This is a genomic window from Anaerobiospirillum sp. NML120511 (assembly GCF_023050955.1).
GTDB lineage: Bacteria > Pseudomonadota > Gammaproteobacteria > Enterobacterales > Succinivibrionaceae > Anaerobiospirillum.
The window spans coordinates 35,388-53,590 of sequence record NZ_JALKIK010000020.1; the positions used below are offsets into that span (position 1 = coordinate 35,388).

The 18,203-nt window shown below is 50.1% G+C and carries 12 protein-coding genes; 5 read left to right on the forward strand and 7 right to left on the reverse strand.

Annotation, left to right across the window (positions count from 1 at the left end):
- Positions 1 to 82: 82 nt before the first annotated feature.
- A complete protein-coding gene (locus MXE39_RS07145) occupies positions 83 to 460 on the reverse strand; it encodes a hypothetical protein (RefSeq protein ID WP_246977946.1) in 378 nt (125 codons plus the stop codon).
- 810 nt (positions 461 to 1,270) lie between these two features.
- Between MXE39_RS07145 and MXE39_RS07150 the strand changes: the two genes are divergently transcribed.
- Positions 1,271 to 2,155, forward strand: a complete 885-nt coding sequence (locus MXE39_RS07150) for a transporter associated domain-containing protein (protein WP_246977947.1) — start codon at positions 1,271 to 1,273, stop codon at positions 2,153 to 2,155.
- 331 nt (positions 2,156 to 2,486) lie between these two features.
- Here MXE39_RS07150 and MXE39_RS07155 read toward each other — a convergent pair whose 3' ends face one another.
- Entirely contained in the window at positions 2,487 to 3,197 is a 711-nt protein-coding gene (locus MXE39_RS07155) for a DUF4156 domain-containing protein (RefSeq protein WP_246977948.1), read from the reverse strand.
- Positions 3,198 to 3,394: 197 nt separating this feature from the next.
- Positions 3,395 to 5,662: a hypothetical protein gene (locus tag MXE39_RS07160; RefSeq protein ID WP_246977949.1), complete on the reverse strand. Its 2,268-nt coding sequence runs from the start codon at positions 5,660 to 5,662 to the stop codon at positions 3,395 to 3,397.
- A 140-nt stretch (positions 5,663 to 5,802) separates the two neighbouring features.
- Between MXE39_RS07160 and MXE39_RS07165 the strand changes: the two genes are divergently transcribed.
- The gene (locus MXE39_RS07165) at positions 5,803 to 6,027 is read left to right on the forward strand and encodes a hypothetical protein (RefSeq protein WP_246977950.1); all 225 of its coding nucleotides are present in this window, start codon (positions 5,803 to 5,805) and stop codon (positions 6,025 to 6,027) included.
- Between the two features lie 682 nt (positions 6,028 to 6,709).
- Here the strand turns inward: MXE39_RS07165 and MXE39_RS07170 are convergent.
- The 3 genes from MXE39_RS07170 to MXE39_RS07180 form a co-directional block, all read right to left on the reverse strand.
- Complete coding sequence (locus MXE39_RS07170) at positions 6,710 to 8,035, reverse strand: ATP-grasp domain-containing protein (protein ID WP_246977951.1); 1,326 nt, start codon at positions 8,033 to 8,035, stop codon at positions 6,710 to 6,712.
- A gap of 244 nt (positions 8,036 to 8,279) precedes the next feature.
- Positions 8,280 to 9,698: a methyltransferase domain-containing protein gene (locus MXE39_RS07175; protein WP_246977952.1), complete on the reverse strand. Its 1,419-nt coding sequence runs from the start codon at positions 9,696 to 9,698 to the stop codon at positions 8,280 to 8,282.
- Between the two features lie 814 nt (positions 9,699 to 10,512).
- Positions 10,513 to 10,776 (reverse strand): hypothetical protein, encoded by a 264-nt coding sequence (locus tag MXE39_RS07180; protein ID WP_246977953.1) that lies wholly within the window; start codon positions 10,774 to 10,776, stop codon positions 10,513 to 10,515.
- On the opposite strand from MXE39_RS07180, the gene lnt reads away from it, so the two are divergent.
- The 3 genes from lnt (at position 10,775) to MXE39_RS07195 (ending at position 15,325) form a co-directional block, all read left to right on the forward strand.
- Positions 10,775 to 12,535, forward strand: coding sequence for an apolipoprotein N-acyltransferase (lnt, locus tag MXE39_RS07185; RefSeq protein ID WP_246977954.1), 1,761 nt, complete (start codon positions 10,775 to 10,777; stop codon positions 12,533 to 12,535). The two genes, MXE39_RS07180 and lnt, sit on opposite strands and share 2 nt — an antisense overlap.
- 856 nt (positions 12,536 to 13,391) lie before the next feature.
- Positions 13,392 to 13,919: a hypothetical protein gene (locus tag MXE39_RS07190; protein ID WP_246977955.1), complete on the forward strand. Its 528-nt coding sequence runs from the start codon at positions 13,392 to 13,394 to the stop codon at positions 13,917 to 13,919.
- Positions 13,920 to 14,425: 506 nt separating this feature from the next.
- Positions 14,426 to 15,325, forward strand: a complete 900-nt coding sequence (locus MXE39_RS07195) for a flagellin (RefSeq protein WP_246977956.1) — start codon at positions 14,426 to 14,428, stop codon at positions 15,323 to 15,325.
- A gap of 157 nt (positions 15,326 to 15,482) precedes the next feature.
- Here the strand turns inward: MXE39_RS07195 and MXE39_RS07200 are convergent, their stop codons facing one another.
- Positions 15,483 to 17,510 carry a hypothetical protein gene (locus MXE39_RS07200; RefSeq protein WP_246977957.1) on the reverse strand — a complete coding sequence of 676 codons (2,028 nt, stop codon included), beginning with the start codon at positions 17,508 to 17,510 and terminating at the stop codon, positions 15,483 to 15,485.
- Positions 17,511 to 18,203: the final 693 nt, after the last annotated feature.

The following is an 18,203-nucleotide window of genomic DNA, read 5'->3' on the forward strand; positions in this document are numbered from 1 at the left end:
CTTGCCTTAGTCAGGCCCGGATGCCTTTGGCCTGCAGAGTTGACTGCAGGCCGGGAGTGACTTTCGCCGGGGCCTGTCAGGGTCAGAACAGGATATGCCAGAAAGCATAGATGAACTCAACAAAGGCTGACCATACTGTCGGCACTGCAAAATACACAAGTCCGGTAAGAGAGCAGATGCTGTCAACAGGATGGAACAGGCAGCCCAGAATGCCGCCTACAAAGATATTGCCCAAAGCCAGCCAGAAGTCGCAGAAATATCCAAGGAGGCTGACTAAAAAGTCTATGACAACCATGATGAAAATCATGAATGAGCTTGAGGTCTCCAGCTCCAGATTTTTGGCCAGAGTATCGAAGTCAAAGATAATTGTAGCCAGATGACGGGCAATCTTCTGAGGAATGTTGATTATCCAGCTCAGAGAGTACATTACCACTGTAGGACCATCGGTAGCTGTGGCCATAAATTCAGCCTTGCCTCTGCTGTCAAACAGATACAGAGAATAGTTTCTCTGGAATTTGGCTATACGGTAAGCAAGATTGAGGTTCTCAAGTGAGCTCCTGTTGCCAAGGGTAGCAATTCTTGAAAGCCAGTTATTGTGCTCTTCATAAAAACGGTCAGAACGAATGATGACTGAATACTACTGCATGCCAGGATTTACAGCCTGCCGCAGTCCATATGCTGATGTGCAGCGCTCTGTGCCAGGCATTGCGTGTTACAGAGATAATGCACATGGTGAGGCAAAACCTTTCATCAGCGCAGATTCCAGCGTCTGCTGACGGGCAATGAAATGCCCTTGGCTCTCTGCCATGCACATGCCTCCTGTTATGAACAAAACTCTTGCTCTGGCCCTTGCCCTTGCGCTGCCCTCTGCCAAAGGCTGAGCAAATGGCACTGCAAATGACACTGCACCTGCCTTTGCCATGTGAGGGCTGGCGGTTGTGTCCGTATGGTGTGTCCTTTGGCTATATCCGTGGAGGCTGTCTGTGGGTTGTATATGGCCATATCCCTGCTCTGTCCCGGGCAAGGGCCGCAGACATTGCCCTGTATCTGAGACTGGATGAGTCTGCAGGGAGAACTCAGAGGTTGACGGTGCTGATATCAGGTATGGGCAGGCTGACGTAAAGACAGGTGATGGTGCGTGCTTATAAGGGAGGGCTTTGGGGTACCTGGGCTGCTTATGACCGGGGATTTTCTTGAGGATGCTCACGCTAAATAAGGGCAGGTTAATGACGGGGGCATGATACACGCTATAATGAGCTGTGTTTTTTTCATGGAGTTTATAATTCTCACTATGGGATCTGATTTACCGTCGCATCCGTCTTTCATAAGCCGTACCCGCGAGCGCCTGGCACGCCTTATCCTCAAGCGTGCACTTCCATCCAACCAGCAGGAGCTTGCCGAAGTAATCGAGCAGGCCGGTGCCGATGAGATTATCAATGAAGACACTGAGGATATGATTCGTGGTGTATTTGATATCTCACAGCGCCGTATTGCCGATATCATGATCCCGCGCAGCCGCATTGTGGCCATTGACGCTGAGAGTACTGTGGCTCAGGCTATTGATACAATCAAGCAGTATGGACACTCACGCTACCCTGTCACCAGCGAAGGCAAGGATCATGTTCAGGGCATTTTGCTGGCCAAGGATCTGCTGCCTCTTGCCAATGAGGGCGACCGTCGTATCTGCGATATTGAAAACCTGCTGCGCAAGCCGGTATTCGTCCCAGAGACCAAGCGCGTCAATGTCATGCTCCGCGACTTCCAGAAAGATCGCATGCATCTGGCCATGGCCATTGATGAGTATGGCGGTGTCTGCGGTCTGGTAACTATCGAAGACATTATTGAGCTTATCGTAGGTGAGATTACTGACGAGTACGATCCGGCAGAAATCGAAAACTACATCACCCGCACAGATGAGAACACATACACTCTGCTGGGCATCACTCCTCTTGAAGAGTTTGAAGAGTTCTTCAAGACCAGCCTGCCTGAGATTGATGTAGACACCGTTGCCGGTCTGGTAATCCATCTGTTAGGTCACATCCCTCACAAGGATGAAACCGTAACCCTCAACGAGTTCAATTTCAAGATTCTCAGCTCCAATCACCACAAGGTGCAGACTATCCAGGTAACTGTTACTCCTCAGCCTGAGGAGTAAGCCTGAAGCCCAGGTTGCTCCAGCAGGCACCGCTGCCTGCGTGCCCTGCCTGATTATCTCTGCGGCACGGCTGATATCGTGCCCCTGGTGGCTGGTATTGACCGTAAACAAAAGGCCTTATCCCTGCAAAGGATAAGGCCTTTTGTTTTATCATCTGCATGAGTGTGCAGCTTCAGGCTCAAGAAGAGTAAATGCCTGACGGGGCGACAAGGTCAGGCCGTTGCAGCCCGGAGCCAGGGCATGAGGGCAGGTGCTGCAGCCTGGTGTCGGGCGTGAGGGCAGGTGCTGCAGCTGCATTGCAGATGCGATGGCCGGCTGCGTATTATCCTTGCTACAGGTGTACTCCTATGCCCACGCCTATGCTCACTGGTGATCCTGATAATGCCCCTGACTCAGGATATGCTGTTGTCTCAATTATCTGACCGTATTCTGATGTTTTCACAGGGCCTGGATTAACTGATCCATGAGGTGCTGGTCTTTGATCTGAATCTGAGGCCAGAACCTCAGTATTTTCATCAGATGGTACGGGAGCAGCTTTTAAAGAGCCGTCAGCTGCAGGAGGGGTGGCACTGCTGTCGCGTTCAGGGGGAATATGCCCCTCAGGACGGTACGGACCGTCAGCAATACCAGGGCGCTTTTCAAGAGGTATGGCAGCCGGACGCAATGGGCCTGTAATACCCTTACCCTCAGGGCAGAAGTAAGCACGTCCTGAGAGAAGGTAGGTGTCAGGGTCAGCATAAGGGCCGCCCCAGTGACGGGAGTAAAACACTGTTCCGGCACTGACACCAAGATGAGTCTCCACCAGGTGATTGCCCCCGAGCTGAGCCGTTTTCAGACGCAGATGGTTACGGGCAGCCTGTATGGAGTATGAGCCGTAATCAGTGTCGACATTACCAAGGAAGGTACATCCCTCCACCTCCGATGGCAGGGCAGTAACCACACTGTCTATCATCGACTGAGTCTGAGGATCTGTGGAGTTACAGGCGCTGACCAGCGTCATGGCTGCAGCACACAGTCCGGCACGTACAGACAGCTTCAGCATAACAATGCTCCTTGCTCACCTGAAGGTGATGCTTTGCCAGTAACAGCAGGCACTGCTGTTACCGCTGTTGTGAAAATACCATAATATCCAGTCCTGACTCCTGACATGTCAAAGTACGCAAGGGGGTGCAGCTGCCAAAGGCAAGGCCTCGAGGGGCAGCCGCGCGCCGCCTCAGGCGGTGCGGCGACTGCCTGCTCTCAGCGGCCCCGTCCGCTGACCAGCTCTTCGAGCATGGTATTTACCACACTGCTGTTAAGCTGGGTCAGGGCCTTTCCTATAGCTTCTCTGTCGGCGCCTGGTGTGAGGTTAAAGCGAACGTTGGAGACCTTGCCCGAACCCTTGTACCACACCATGAGAATGATGTTCTGTCCTGATGGAGTAGTTACTGAGAACTGACGCTGGTAACTCTTCTCCTGACAGTCGCGTATCTTAAAGCCCAGCGGCTTGAGGATATTTTCGACCCTGTCATTGAGAGTTACTACCTTGCCCATGCCGGCACGGGCAGCACTGTGGATGTCGATTTTGTCGCCATGCACTACCTGAGAGGCCACTTCTGCTGACACGAGGGCAATGTTTTTATTGCGGGCCGCCATGCCCTTATTGCGCACGCCCTGAGCTACAAAATCAGGCTCCTGCTCACTGAGCTTCATGTCATCAATGCAGCTGCCCCTGAGAGCCTCAAGATGCTTCAGGCCGAGCTTGACCTCAGTACTGGTACAGGCGCACTGGATATATTTGATCTTACGTTGCTTACTGTAGAAAACACTTAGCTTGAAGCGCTCATCCTCTCTTGAAAGCATGGAACACAGTACCTGAAAAGGTCTGTTATCAACATCAAGTACAGTAATGCCATATGGAGCCACCAGGTCCTCCATACTTTCACGAAAATCATCAAGATCAACCTCGTCATCTCCTGACTTGCCAGACACTTCGGGCTCATAAGTGCTGAATGGCGCAGCCGGAGCAGAAGCATGAGCAGGAGTATGAGCAGAGCTGCCAAAAGCAAAAGCCCTTGATTCATTAGACTGATGAGCCTGCATCGCTGACTGTGATGAACCGGCAACACTGCCCCATCCTGCAGGCTGTGCAGCCGCTCTGGTGCTGCTTTTACGCGCCGACCTGCCCCTTTGCTGACGACACAGCTCTGGCTCTACTTTATTGCGGTAATCATCAAGCACCTTACTGATGTACTCAAAACTAAAGCCGCTGTCATCTTCCTCATCCTGCCCCTCAGCCCACTTCATGGCATGACTTGCACCAGCTCCCTCAGCGCCGGCAGCTACCTCAGCTGCAGCGCCGTTACCTGCGGCACTGTCGGCAGCCATACTGGCCGCGCTACCGGCCATACTGGAGGTTTTACCAGCCATGCCGGCATCCTTACCGGCCTTACTGGCAGCTTTACCAGCCATGCCGGCAGCTTTACCTGCCATGCCGACATCCTTACCGGCCATACTGGCAGCTTTACCTCCGGTAATGGTCTCAGAGGCAGTACCGGGAGAAGCTGAAGTCATGCCAGAAGTACTGCCGGTTTGTAAGCCCTGTCTGGCAGCTGAATTGCCTGCCTGGTTTAGACGGGGATCATCAGGTCCAATATACCATGGTGGAAGGTCATCATTAACTGCTGCCTGAGTCTTAACCTGAGATGCGGCTCTGGCTGCTGATACACCGCTCTGTCCGTAAGGAGACACTGCAGTAACGCTCTGAGCTCTGGTGCTGTTAAAGGCACTGCTGGCAATGGCGCTTTCCATAACATCAAATATATTGCTCATGTCGCCTGCATAAGGATTAACCGGCTCTGGTGCTCCCATATGCATATGCTCAGGCATATGACCGCCCTTATGTGATGGGGCCGGTTCAGGCATGGACTCAGGCATATAAGCATAATCAGCCTGATGCTGGTCGTGATACTGATCTGCAAACTCTGGTGGAACATCAAATTCAGGGGCACTGGAGTGGCTGTGGCTGCCGGCGCGGGCGCCTGCAGCTGCGCGGACACCGCCCATATTGCCCTCATGAGCACGGCCTGCGGCATAGGCTGCAGCCGCTGCATGACCCGAGCCGCTGCCAGCATTGCCATCATTGCTGGTACGGCTGCCAGCACCTGCCTTGCTGCTGGTGCGGGCGCCTGCCGCTTTCTGTGCAGGTGGTGCAGCATATGGGCTGGAGTTTACAGGCTGTCCCTGAAAGGCATTTTGCCTGTCATTACTGCTATTGCTGACTAAAGAAGCAGGACGCTCAGCAAACTCAAAACGCACCTTTGGACCGGAAGCTGGCGGTTGAGCAGCTGCTGCCTTGCTCTGGACGTTACTCTGAGCACTTGCAGCTGCCTGATCCTGGTGAGCCATGATGGCCTCAGGATCAAAATCATCCCAGATATCAGCCCCGGCCTGGCCATCATCAGAACTGTCTGACCACTGGGTATACTCAACTATCTCATCCTCTGCAATATGACCGGTATCTGGCATAGCATCATATGCAGGCAATGACTGCCCGGTCAGGGCCGGTGCTGTAGTGTGAGCTGATGGCTGAGCCTGCAAGTGTGGCTGTGCCTGTGCCTGTCTCTGAGTCTGAGCGTATGTCTGCCCCTGGTGCTGCGGCTGTGCATATGAAGGCTCAGGAGCATATGCAGGTGCTGGTGCATATGCAGGTGCTGGTGCATATGCAGGTGCTGGTGCATATGCAGGTGTCTGTGCGGGTGCGGGTGCGGGCGCCGCTGGCGTTGGTGCCATACGTGAGACTGCCCTCTGACGATCGGCCAGTTCTTTACGGGCAATCAGCTCTCGTTTCTGTGCTTCGATTTCATAATGACGCTCAATATCATCAGTTCTGAAGCTCGAGCGCAGGCAGGTTTCACCTGGCTTGTTGCGCCATGAGCCATCCTTTAACTCTTCTATGGAAAAAGTTCTGTAGGAAGGAAGTTTTTTGAGCAGTTCTTCATTGGCCATTGAAAGTTCACCCTGCGGAGTAAAGCACAAATATGAGGTCATTTTAGCAAGTTGCAGTGCAATTGCAGCAATTGCGCCACCTGGAGCTGACACAGCTCTCATCCATACTGTATGCAGCGGCTTAAAGGAAAACACGAACTGCTTTGCACTTCCCCGGCTGCAGCGCACGTTCTAAAAGATGCAACGCTTTACAAAACATTATGGCAAGGAATATCATCAGCAAGGCAGACTGAGACCATGTGTGGCCAGAGATTACTCTGAGTATGAGGTTACAGTATCTGGACACAGTGAGGCTGGTAAGAGCGTATTAATGGACCTGTTGACTATATTCTCAGCGCAATGAGCACAGTATTCCAGCTGGCCACAGGAAAGCACTGAAATTACCGGGTGAGGCTGGGGTCGTTATTGCGGGAAAGACGGGTCGGATGAGCCTGTTAGAGGTTCCGTATTATGTATGGCAGAGGCGGGCAGTCGGGACAGGATTTTAATGGCTGGCCAGTTGCCGCAACAGAAAAAAAGGGGCCCTGCTGGCCCCATTTTTTTCATGCATGTTTCACTGCTGTGAAATCAGCAGGCTACGACGGCACTGGAGCTGTCGATAAGCCAGTTGAGATAGCGCACAGTCAGCTCGTCTGCGGTACGGATGCTTTCGTGGCTGACAAAGATATGGCCTCTTGCAGTATCAGCGCCTGAGAACATGGGGCCATACATCTTACCCGGCTCCAGTCTGTTGACTATCTCTACAATGCACTGGCGCTCACGCTCGTTATACAGACTGCCTGGAATCTTACCTTTAGCAGCAGATGAGCTGGCAGTTAACTCAGCACTGTAATCGTCAGTATGCTGGTGATAGCAGAAGCTGCGGATGAAGTTGAAGAAACGAAGCACAGCTGTTTTCTGACTGGTGTTAACAGCTACATCCTTACTCCCCCTGATCACAGCCTGATTGAAGATTTTCAGCGGATTATTGCCATTAAAACGCAGCAGGCGCAGAAGATTGTTGCCACCAAGACGTGGGGATATATCCACAATGTATGGTCTGTTATTGCCATCAATAATTACATCAGCATTGATAAAGCAGTTGCTGAGCTTGAGCAGAGTGCAGATCCTGTTCATGTAATTGATGATGATAGCGCTTTGTTTGCTGAACTCGTCACTGAAATAGCATGACTCCTGACGGTACGGAGCAGCTGTAATTTCCTTGCGGAACAGGCCCATCATATGACAGCGGCTGCTCTCATCAACAAACACATTGGTTGAAAACTCAATGCCACCAATCATTTTCTCAAGCAGCAGACGGCAGCCGGCAAAACGCTCAGGCAACTCGTAAGCAAGCAAATCATTTCTGTTTTTGATGACACGTACACCCTGAGAGCCTGATCCCCATACCGGCTTGGCAATGAAAGGATAATCAAGGGCTGCCTCAATTTCCTCAACGCGTGAGACAGTTTCCTCTCTGGTACCTGACTCAATAACAATATGTCCCGCGTCATTAAGCCCGTTGGCCAGCTGAAAATTATGAAAGCTCAGCTTGTCAGTCATGATGTCAATGGCAGCAAAGGACGGACCTGCAAAACCAAAGCGGTCATTTATTCTACCCATAGAGGTAAGAGAACGGCCAACAGGCAGAGCCAGAGTATGAGTTATACCCTCCTCGACAACGGTACGCTCAGCCTGACCGATATCACCAAAGTCACGGGCCAGACATTTGAGCTGACCTTTATGGCGGGAGGTAAACTCTTCAGGGAGCGTCGGGTTGCGATCCATGCATACGACTGACAGTCCCTCATCCATGAGCAGAGAAAGAAAAGGAACAGCCTCGGCACTTGCGCCCAGGGTCAGAATTACAGGCTCAGATACAGGTGAGCCGCCTGTGATACTGATAGAAGACATATTTTTACCTTTGATATCAGCCAGAGCCAGAGCACCTGGTTTCTGACTGAGTTATATGACAGCCTGATGTAATGGGCTGTCATACTCCGGAAATGCTCATGGATATGCTGCAAATCATGTCTGCAGACTCCTTATGTTTTTTGTCCATGACTGTTAATACACAGCTGAGCAGCAGGGCATACAGTCATATGCAGACTGAGATCTGGCCCATGCAGGCATAGCTATCCGGAAAATGCTAACCAGTTCAGATAAGATCCTGCATGGAAATAAGTTCATCACAGGTGCAGTTGATTTCATGCAACACTGCGGTGATCTCTTCCATAAAACGCGGAGACAGCACTCCAAGTATCAGAACCGGAATATGTCTGTCTTTTAAGGCCGAAACGGCCCAGTGCACTTCCTTGACTGACCCGTCAGGAAGCATGAATAAAGATCCCTCGTCGTCTTTAAGAGAGTTAACCAGTAACAGCTCCATGCTGGCACTGGTCTTATCAAGGCAGCTCAGGATATTGAAGGTCTGCAGACCGGTACCGTAGATGACCAGGGTATGCCCCAGCTCAGCGTGAGTACGCAGCTTTTCATTAAGCCGGGCTGCTGCGGAGGCAGAAACAGTGGATGACTGAGCGAGCTGCTCAATGCACTGCTTTTGAATATGACGCGAAAAAACTTTTCCTTCGTATCCCCCGGAGTTTTCATTCCTCTGGGGCTTAATTAAATACGCTGCATCAGGAACTTCATCATCATAGAGCACATCTGCAATCTTAGTCAGGACATAGATCTCGTAAGTTACCTGAGAGGTTACCCTGTGCTCTGTAAGCTCAAAGCCACAACGGGAGACAATCCAGTCAATGGCATTGGCATTAAAGTGCCAGATTTGCATGGCATGCATACTGTTAAATGGCGGAGTGGTCAGCACCAGGGTGCCTCCCATCCTGAGCACAGCGTTAAGTCCCTTTACAAAGTGCATGATGTCAGGCACGACACTGAGCACTTCCTTGCAGGCGACTACATCGTAAAGTCCAACCGTATCCAGGCTAAGCCCTTCAGTCATGGTATGACTGTTGCCAGGCTCGCAGCTGTGGGCATGTCTATCGCCATTTTCAAGGACTGACGGGCATTTGGATTCACAACAGTATGAGCGACCTCTTTCTACGCGCATGCGATATACAGGCTCATCTTCAGGGAAGAATCCTTTTACGACTGTGACCCTGTTGCGGCACTGGTCGATTCCGTCAGTAACCACAGCCGGGTCAATCAGAGTCAGACTGGTGTAACCCTCATTACTCAGGGTGCGCAGCAGATAGCCGTCATATCCACCTACCTCAAGCACACGTGCACTTTTGCTATCAAGGCGCTTTCTTACCTCATCTATGTAGGGCTGATAGTTAGCTCCGCCCATGGATGAGGCCTTGTAGAACCTGTAACGTCCCCAGATCCATGATCTGGTTTCATCGCTGATTCCTGTTTCGTTAAAAGAAAGCTGGCAGTTGTTGCACAAAGCCGGTGTAAAACTGACCACAGCCTGAGTATCGAGCTCCTCAGGCTTTACAGGCACTGACTGCAATATTTCCCTGCGCTCAGCTCCAACTACATAATCGCGTGAGCCGCATAAGGGACAGGAATGGTTATTTACAAAAGTGATGTACTGACTGGACTGGGCCATGTAAATGAACCTGACTTCATGTCAGCTGGTCCGTGCATATGAAAATACTCAACAACGCAGCGTAATATGAGCATACATAAATGCGCAGTCATCACAGGACGTGGATCTGACATTTCTTTCTGATTATAAGAACAAATGAATCCTGCACTTCCCCAACAGGCTCTGATCCTGGCCCAAAGCACAAAAAGCCATAACAAGGCCCTGCAAAGCCAGAAAAATCTGGACAGGCTGGACAAGTCTTATGGCATCGATGGTTTTATCAGACGCAAAGTCAGGCTTTCTAAGGAGAATGCAGGCAGGAGTATCCCCTTAATATTTAGCGTATTATTACATACTGCGCTTGTATATGATCGGACAGCTGATGCATTAGTTTGTATAGGACCCCTTATTTATCAGCTTTTTCACTCACATATGTAAATGCTATAGCGTAAAAAGAGAACATTACACCAACACAATTGCACCTCAGTAATATCCATACCGACCATAGACACATTTCAATAACAAGTGACACTATCCTGATAAACACGGAGTTACGAGGTATATAACCTCCACATAATCCATGAACAGTCCGCCAAATGCCGGACAATCCCTCCACACACAAAAAACAGCGCCCCAAGGGCTGCCGCCTGTGCCCAGGCCACAGGCCTGCCAGCCTCACACCTGCCCCTATTCTCATACCCGGCCCTGCACATCATGCCCTGAAACAGCTAATCCCTGCAGATCACCTCATCCACCCTGCCTCAGAAAAGCACCATACCGTGGAACGGTAGCGCCAGAGATTCATGAATCTGTGAGAGCATAAGAAAATGAGGCGTCAGAACAGCCAATGCCGGTAAAATCTCCACCTGCGGCCACGCTGCGCGCAGATTTCATCATTACTGCTGCGCCGCACAGGGGCATAAGTGACATATTTTTCGGAATACAGGCGGACTTGCAGGTCTTTTGTTAGAATGTCACTTTCGTTTTTTCCCGGTTTTACTGCCACATGCCTGAGAGCCTTCAAATAAGTGCAAGGATGCAGGGGATGCGGCAGCGACCTCTTTTTGTGTGTCATCTGGCTCAATTCGGTGGTGATCATGTCGTCCCTGCTCGTCAAGCTTCAAATCTTCAGCGATCGTTCATTCTGGCAGAAGGTACTGCACTCAAAATCAGGTCTGGTCATAACCTCAGTGTGCCTTGGTCTTATCTCCACCCTTGGTTATGCCCCATGGAACATGTGGCCGGTAAGTCTGGTAGCCCTGGCCTTTGAATTCTGCTTTGTAGCCAGCCTTAAGACCAGAAAGCAGGTCTTCTGGTCACTGCTCATGTACTTTGGTGCCCTCAATACCATCACTCTTGAGTGGCTCAACTTCGTCATGACTGACTTTGGAGGACTGCCATATCTGCTCTCCTTTGGCGTAGAAAGTCTGTTTGGTGCCTATCTGGCACTTTTTCATGCTCTGATGGGCATGTTTGCTTTCCGTCTGGCATTTCAGAAATATCAGCCAAAGGCTGAGGAGCCCGAGGAAGAACCTGAAGATGACGAGGGCGCTGTTGAAATGCCAGAGCCTGCCATGGGTGGCAGCATGATCCCTCAGGGCTTTACACAGAACTACCTTTTCCCTGTACTGACCATGAAAGATGGTCAGCAATACCGCTTTTTCAAAAATGCCTTCCTGCTGTGCTTCCTGCCTGTAGCGCTTATCATTGCTGATTTTATTGCAGGCTGGCTCTTTACCGGCTTCCCATGGATGTATTTTGGCTACACCGTGCTTGATGGCCCATTTACAGCTTATGTCCCGCTCATTGGTGTACGCGGTCTGACCCTTATTCTCTTTATCTGCGCCGGCTCTCTGGCCCTGGCCATTGAAAGACGCTACATCTACCTGCCTGTAGCCGGTGTACTCTTCTTCTTTGGTATTTTCCTGCATGGTGTTAAGTACACCACTGATGAACCGCCAGTTAAAGTGGCCGCCATTCAGGGCAATATCCCTCAGGCTGTTAAGTGGGATCCATCCCAGACCATGCCAAGCATCGACAAGTACATCTCTCTGTCAGTAGATCACTTTGGCAAAAACGACATTATTGTCTGGCCTGAATCAGCCATGCCTGTCTACTTCCAGCAGGTACGTCCGCTGCTGCGCGACATGAACCGCTATGCTAATGAAAGTGAAACCTCAATGATTATCGGCATGCAGCGCGTCACTGAAGATCAACACAGCTTTAACTCCATGTTCCTGCTTGGTCAGAGCAATGACATCGATCAGGTCCAGTACTACGACAAGCGTCAGCTGGTGCCTTTTGGCGAGGTTGTTCCTTTTGAAAAGTACACAAGGCAGCTCGGCTCAATCTTCAACTTCCCAATGTCAAGTTTTACCCGTGGAGAGTACAACCAGAAGCAGATTTACATCGAGCGTAACAATCTTTATCTGATTCCAGCCCTGTGCTACGAATCCATTTTCCCTGAGCTCATGAGCTCACTGCATGATGAGAACACCAATGGCATCATCATGATTTCCAATGACTCATGGTATGGCGATACCCGTGGTCCTCAGGAGCACCTGGCCATTGCTCAGATGCGTTCCATGGAAATGCAAAAGCCAATGATTCGTGTCACCAACTCAGGCATTACAGCGCTGATTGAGTCTGACGGAAGTATTGGAGAGCGTCTTGAGACCAATATCGAGGGCTCCCTGATTATGTCCTTTACTCCGGCATCGGGAATGACCCCATTCGTGCGTTTTGGCAATATACCTCTGGCAGTACTGCTCGTTGTCCTGTGCGCCATAGGCTGGCGCCTGCGCTCTGAAGACCAGGACGAACGCCTTGCTCAAATCCAGGAGCTCATTCGCCCTTAATCCAGCTGAAAGTATCACCAGGAACAAAGCTGCAAACTGTACCAGCACAAAGCAGTAAGCCGCCACCTCAGCCCAGCCCATCCCAGTGCAGAAGCACTGCCGCCCGGCCGACCGCTAATGCATGACGCCCTGCTAATGCACGTCCAGCTGATGCATGACCAGCTGATGCGTGACCGGCAAATGCATGCTCCGGACACTCAAATGGTCATGCAAACGCGCATGTATATGCACTTTGCTACAGCCGCTGCAGCATATTAGTTCAGACGCTGACAATACAAAAAGCTGTGACTGACCGTGCCGTCTGTCTGGGGAAAGGCCGCCTGTTTGAGGCAACTTTACTTAGCTCTTTGTATTGCAGATTTACGTCATTTTCAAACAGACAACATTCAGGCAAACCACCAAAATCAGTATCCAACTTACAGCCATAAACACGAATAATCGTGACACTGAGGCCGTTTAAAGGCCGGTTCCATGGGGCTTACAAACAACCTGGCAACACCTGGCGCGTTACTTGCTGTATGCATATCAACCCTCCAGGGAAGTCTGCATTGTCATCTTGTCAGAGCACAGCCAGTCACTCCCATGGCACGGGACATAACTACGGGTCTTTTGTTTTGTGTATTAGCGGAAATGACCGTCGCAGTGGGCATTCTTTTGGGGTATTAACAACGTCATGCTGTATCTTAGTTGCAATATGACCAATATCACCAGCTGACATGTTTTTGCTTGTTTTCCCTGAAAAATCACCATAATATATGCACTATCTGAAGATCCCCCTACCGAAGAGTATGGTATCGTGCCATGCACTTATGAGGCGGACAGTACCATTTATCCGGGCGTATTTTAGGAAGGTTTTATGCGCGAGATTTTCTTCAGCAGCTCACAGGTCTTAACCTACATCATAAAGAGATGCTATCTTAAGAACTACCCTATCAATCAGGCCAAGGCTCAGCGCCTGCTTTTCTGCAGTTATGGCAGCGTCATGGCCCTCTTTGACATGCGCCTTACCGACGAGCGTCCTATTACCTGGGAAGCTGGTCCAATCTTCCCTCGCGCTCTTTTCGATCACATGCATCATCAGCTGAACTTTACTGATACCCAGAGCCCCCTGGAGCAGAGAATTACTCAGCCTGCCATCATTTACGTGATCGATCAGACTGTAGATAACTTCTCCGGCTTTACTCAGGAAGCTTTCACTCAGTTCCTGACTGCCCCAGGCTCACCATGGGCTGATGCCTCAGGCAACGGCGAGAACCTTGGCGTTATCATGGAAGATGAGCTTATCCGTAACTATTTCATCAACCACGTAGTCAATCCAGATGCCTACAGTGGTCCAGCCATGGAAATCCCGCTGCCAGCATTCTCTGACAGCCGCTGGGCATAACAGCAAGGGCCTCATGGCCCATGCCTTACGCCCTGCCACATGGCAATAAATCCTTCCCAGGCCTCCGGCCTGCTGCAAAACAACAGCAGCAGCCGGAGGCTGTTATTTTTCCCGCCTGCCATCCCCCCATACTCTCAATATCGACAGATAACAGCTGATAACCCCAACATCAGCTGACAATACCACAATCAGCCGACAATCCCACAATCAGCAGTCGCTCTACATAACAACACTTACATACAAGCATTTTCTCCAGACAAAGATGATAAATAACGAATATTAAAGGAAAACTTGCTACAGCACCGAAACATCGTCATGTATGCATCTAGTAAGCTCTACAAAACATTGTAGTTACGCCTTTATTATTCACGAGAAGCTGAGTACTGATGCTCATAAAAAGCCAGACCTGAGGGACGTTAAGAAATTAATGAGAGAAAAAGGGCGCAAGACTGGCATTGCCACCTGCCCCTGGAACTTAACGTCATGCGATCTATGGGGTATTTACTATGGCAGTTTACGTCAACACAAACATCAGCTCACTTAATGGCCGCCGCTACCTGAACAATGTTCAGAACCAATTGGCTACAACCTATCAAAGACTCTCTTCTGGCTTAAGAATCAACTCCGCAAAGGACGACGCAGCCGGCCTTCAGATCAGTTCCCGTTTAACCACCCAGATAAATGGCCTTAACCAGGGCAACCGTAATGCAGCTGACGGAATAGCTTTTGCTCAGACAGCTGAAGGCGCTATGGATGAAATCACCAACATGCTGCAGAAGGTCCGTACTCTGGCTGTTCAGTCCAACAACGGTACTAACACAGCTGATGATCGCAAGGCTCTGAGTGCCGAAGCCAACTCCCTGCTTAACGAGGTCCAGCGCATCGTTACTAAGACCACCTTTGGCGGCAAAACCATTCTTAATGGCCAGCAGGATAATGCTATGTGGGGTAAGCAGAATGCCGCCGGTGACGACGCTAAAATTACTTTCCAGGTAGGCGCAAACAGTGGTGATACCATTGACCTTACCATGAAGAATTTTGCTCTTTCCAAGCTTGGTAATGGTAATGTTGATGCTTTAAATATCGCAGCTACTGGTGTTGTCACGGTTAAGTTTTCAACTGCAGGCGAGTCGGAAAAGATTATAACTGCAATGGACAAGCTCATCGGTCTGTACGATGGTGAGCGCGCTTCACTAGGTGCAATGCAGAACAGGCTAGAATCTAGCATTCGCAATCAGGCTAACGTCTCTGCTAACCAGGCTGATGCCCGTAGCAGAATTCGTGATGCAGACTTCGCAGAAGAGTCTGCCAATCTGTCCCAGCAGTCCATTATTCAGCAGGCTGCTGCTTCCATGCTGATGCAGGCCAACACCCGCCCTCAGCTGGGTCTTTCCCTGTTAGGCTAAAGATTACTGTATCAGGATCCTGGCTGCCTGTCTGGCAGCGTCAAGTGGCTCCTTATAACTCAAAGGGCAGACCCACCGGGCCTGCCCTTTTTGCTGTTAACAATGAATCAGGGCAGATTACATTGCTGTAATCTGCCCTGCTTGTTTGCTGAGATAGTCATTTTGAGCTCTTGTTGCTGTCTTGACTCATATATGGTCCTGGGGTGTCTGTGCCCTTAATGAAATAGCCTTTGTTTTTCAGGCGGGAGCTGCTGATATGGTAGCGCAGTGAGTACTCAAGATAGGATCCCTGATCATCTTCAAATGATGGGCGGCTGTTGCTTTTAATGTTGTGCCACAAGGCTTCCTGTGAAATGTTCGAATGACGCCCGAGTATCTCCCTGACATACTTTCTTTGCAGTGCACGCACTGGTAATACCGGCTGAACTATCTGCAGTCCTCCATGACCACCGTAAGCAGAAAGCCTCTCATCAGTCCCCAGCTGGCAGACTGAATTGACAGTACGCGAAAGTGAAATCATTGGAATCGGCACAATAGCTGGAAGAGACGCTCCAGTCAGCCCGTCAGGGTGACTATCAGAGCTCCCGTTCGGTAATGCACTATGCGTGTCACCACCATGCAGTGCTGCTGTATCAGACACTGTTGCACTGGTGCTGGGATGTACACCACCCTTATCATTGGCAATGCTCAGGGTACTGGTTTGAGCGCCTGCTGGTTGCTGCTGCGAGTTCTGCGTATTTACAGTCTTTGCCTGATGAGCAGATGAGTTGTCTGAACCGGAATTGCTTTTGGTCTTGTCATCGTCATTACTGTCATCGCGCGTCTGAATTTTTACCGGCCTGCCTTCGCCGTTATCGCTGCCGCTGAACATCATTGATGCTGAAAAGCGCTTGTTGTGACGCTCATAGCTTTTGTCGTAACCGTATGGAAGGTCATCAAGAGTGATCATGATATCCACAGGCTCTGCGCCAGATCCGGAGCCCTCCACCACTGGGACTGTGCCAGAGGAACTGCTGGCCGATGAGGCGGACTGTGCCGTGCTGTTGTCCTTGTCGCTCTTTGAAGAAGCTGTACCGTTGAGGAATTCGATACTGAACTTCTTGTTGTACTTCTCGTAGTCCTGATCGTAGCCGTTTGGCAGATCGTCCAGAGAAATCATAATGTCTACGCCAGAATTTCCAGATCCGTCAGAATGGTTCGATGCAGCAGCTGCGGCTGCGGCTCTGACCTCATCCTGGGTCTTAATAACCTGGCTATGATTTGCAGCTGCAAAGGCTTCAGCATTAAGGGTACGGTCAAAACTAACCTGTCCGGTACGTGAGATACGCTCCTGAAGCTGCCTGTACTCTTTAACACCTACTGTATTACTGTCCTTGAGGTCCTGACGGATAATATCCTGAAGGTGCTCATTAAAATTCCACAGCGCAGTGTAGTTGCTGTAGACATTGTCATGGTTGATACTCAGAGCATTCTTCAGTTCATGGGCGTAATGATTAATGGTGAAAATACTGTTTATGGTTGGACTGAAACGGGTCATGCAGATGCTGAAGCGATAGTCAGTACACGCCTTCTCATAGCCATGACTGCGGTAAAAACTGACATCGTCCTCATGGACTTCACCCATATTGCGGGCATTATCCCTGACCTCGTTCTGGTATTCCTGAGTTACCCACTGCTCGTGCATGGCTCTGGCATAATCAAGGTGCATCATGTGCATATAGACTGATGCCCCCATAAAGCCGGACTCATTTTCATAAGGAATATGGGAAAGTGTTGGGGATGGCTGAGACATCAGCTGATTGAGCTCAAGAAGAGACATGCTTCTGGCACGGGCCATATTGCTGCGTCTCTCCTCTTCGGTACGACGGATCAGCTCAGCGTCAGGGCGCATGGTGCGCGACAGTGTGATTAATTCCCTCTCACTGATATATCCATAATCTGACTGGCTGGCAGGAGTCATGTCAGTCATGCGTCGGGCTGTTTCGCGCTCCATGGCGCTGATGTATCGGCCATTGTCATGACTTACCGAGGCATACTGATTATTTGCAGGCACAGCTCCATTAGCTGATGGACTGCCATTTGCTGAGCTTTGCTCTAAGGCAGCCAGGGCCGAAGGAGCAAGGAAAAACATGAGTGAAAGCAGAGCAGACAGGGCTAAACTGCTGTCGCGTAAGGAAACCATCAAGTGAACCAACCTGATTGAGTCACATGCCAGAACACAGAGTCTTTCAGAGACGATGATCTTTCATGACTGCTGAAAAGGTATTTGAGACTGTACGTGTATGCATGTACCGGGGATTACTCCCCTTACACTGAAAAACCGCAGAACAGATAAAACAACATGAGACAGCAAGTAAGCTGTACCTGTATCCCACATCACAGTTACTTTCTCCTGTAACCGTAAGTGATTACCTGTCTTTAGAGACAGAAAGAGTACTCATGCTGTCAGCACAGGATGGCCTGCGGAAAAACGGCAGCTTTACAAAACACATTTGCAAAAAGCTATATAACACAGATTCAAGGGCGTAGAGGCCTTACTGTGTGACTATAATTGCGCTCCTGCAGAGGTATCTGGCTGTAAGCCATTAGTGATGATATGCCTTTTGATTGATACCACCAGGAGTCTTTGCTTATCCGCACTATTATACTGTTATTGCATGTTTCTTACGTGTGGCATTTATGTAAAAAAACGTGATTTACGCACGACTTTTAACAAGACAAGTGCCATCCTGGTCAACATACTTCGAACTTTTTCATACTGACAATATCGCTCTCAGACATCGCCAGCGCAAAAGAGCACACATTAAATGCAACTTCATGTTTGCATCCCAGACAGCAAATCATTTAACCCGATCCCTGCCTTTTAATCCTCCTGCTC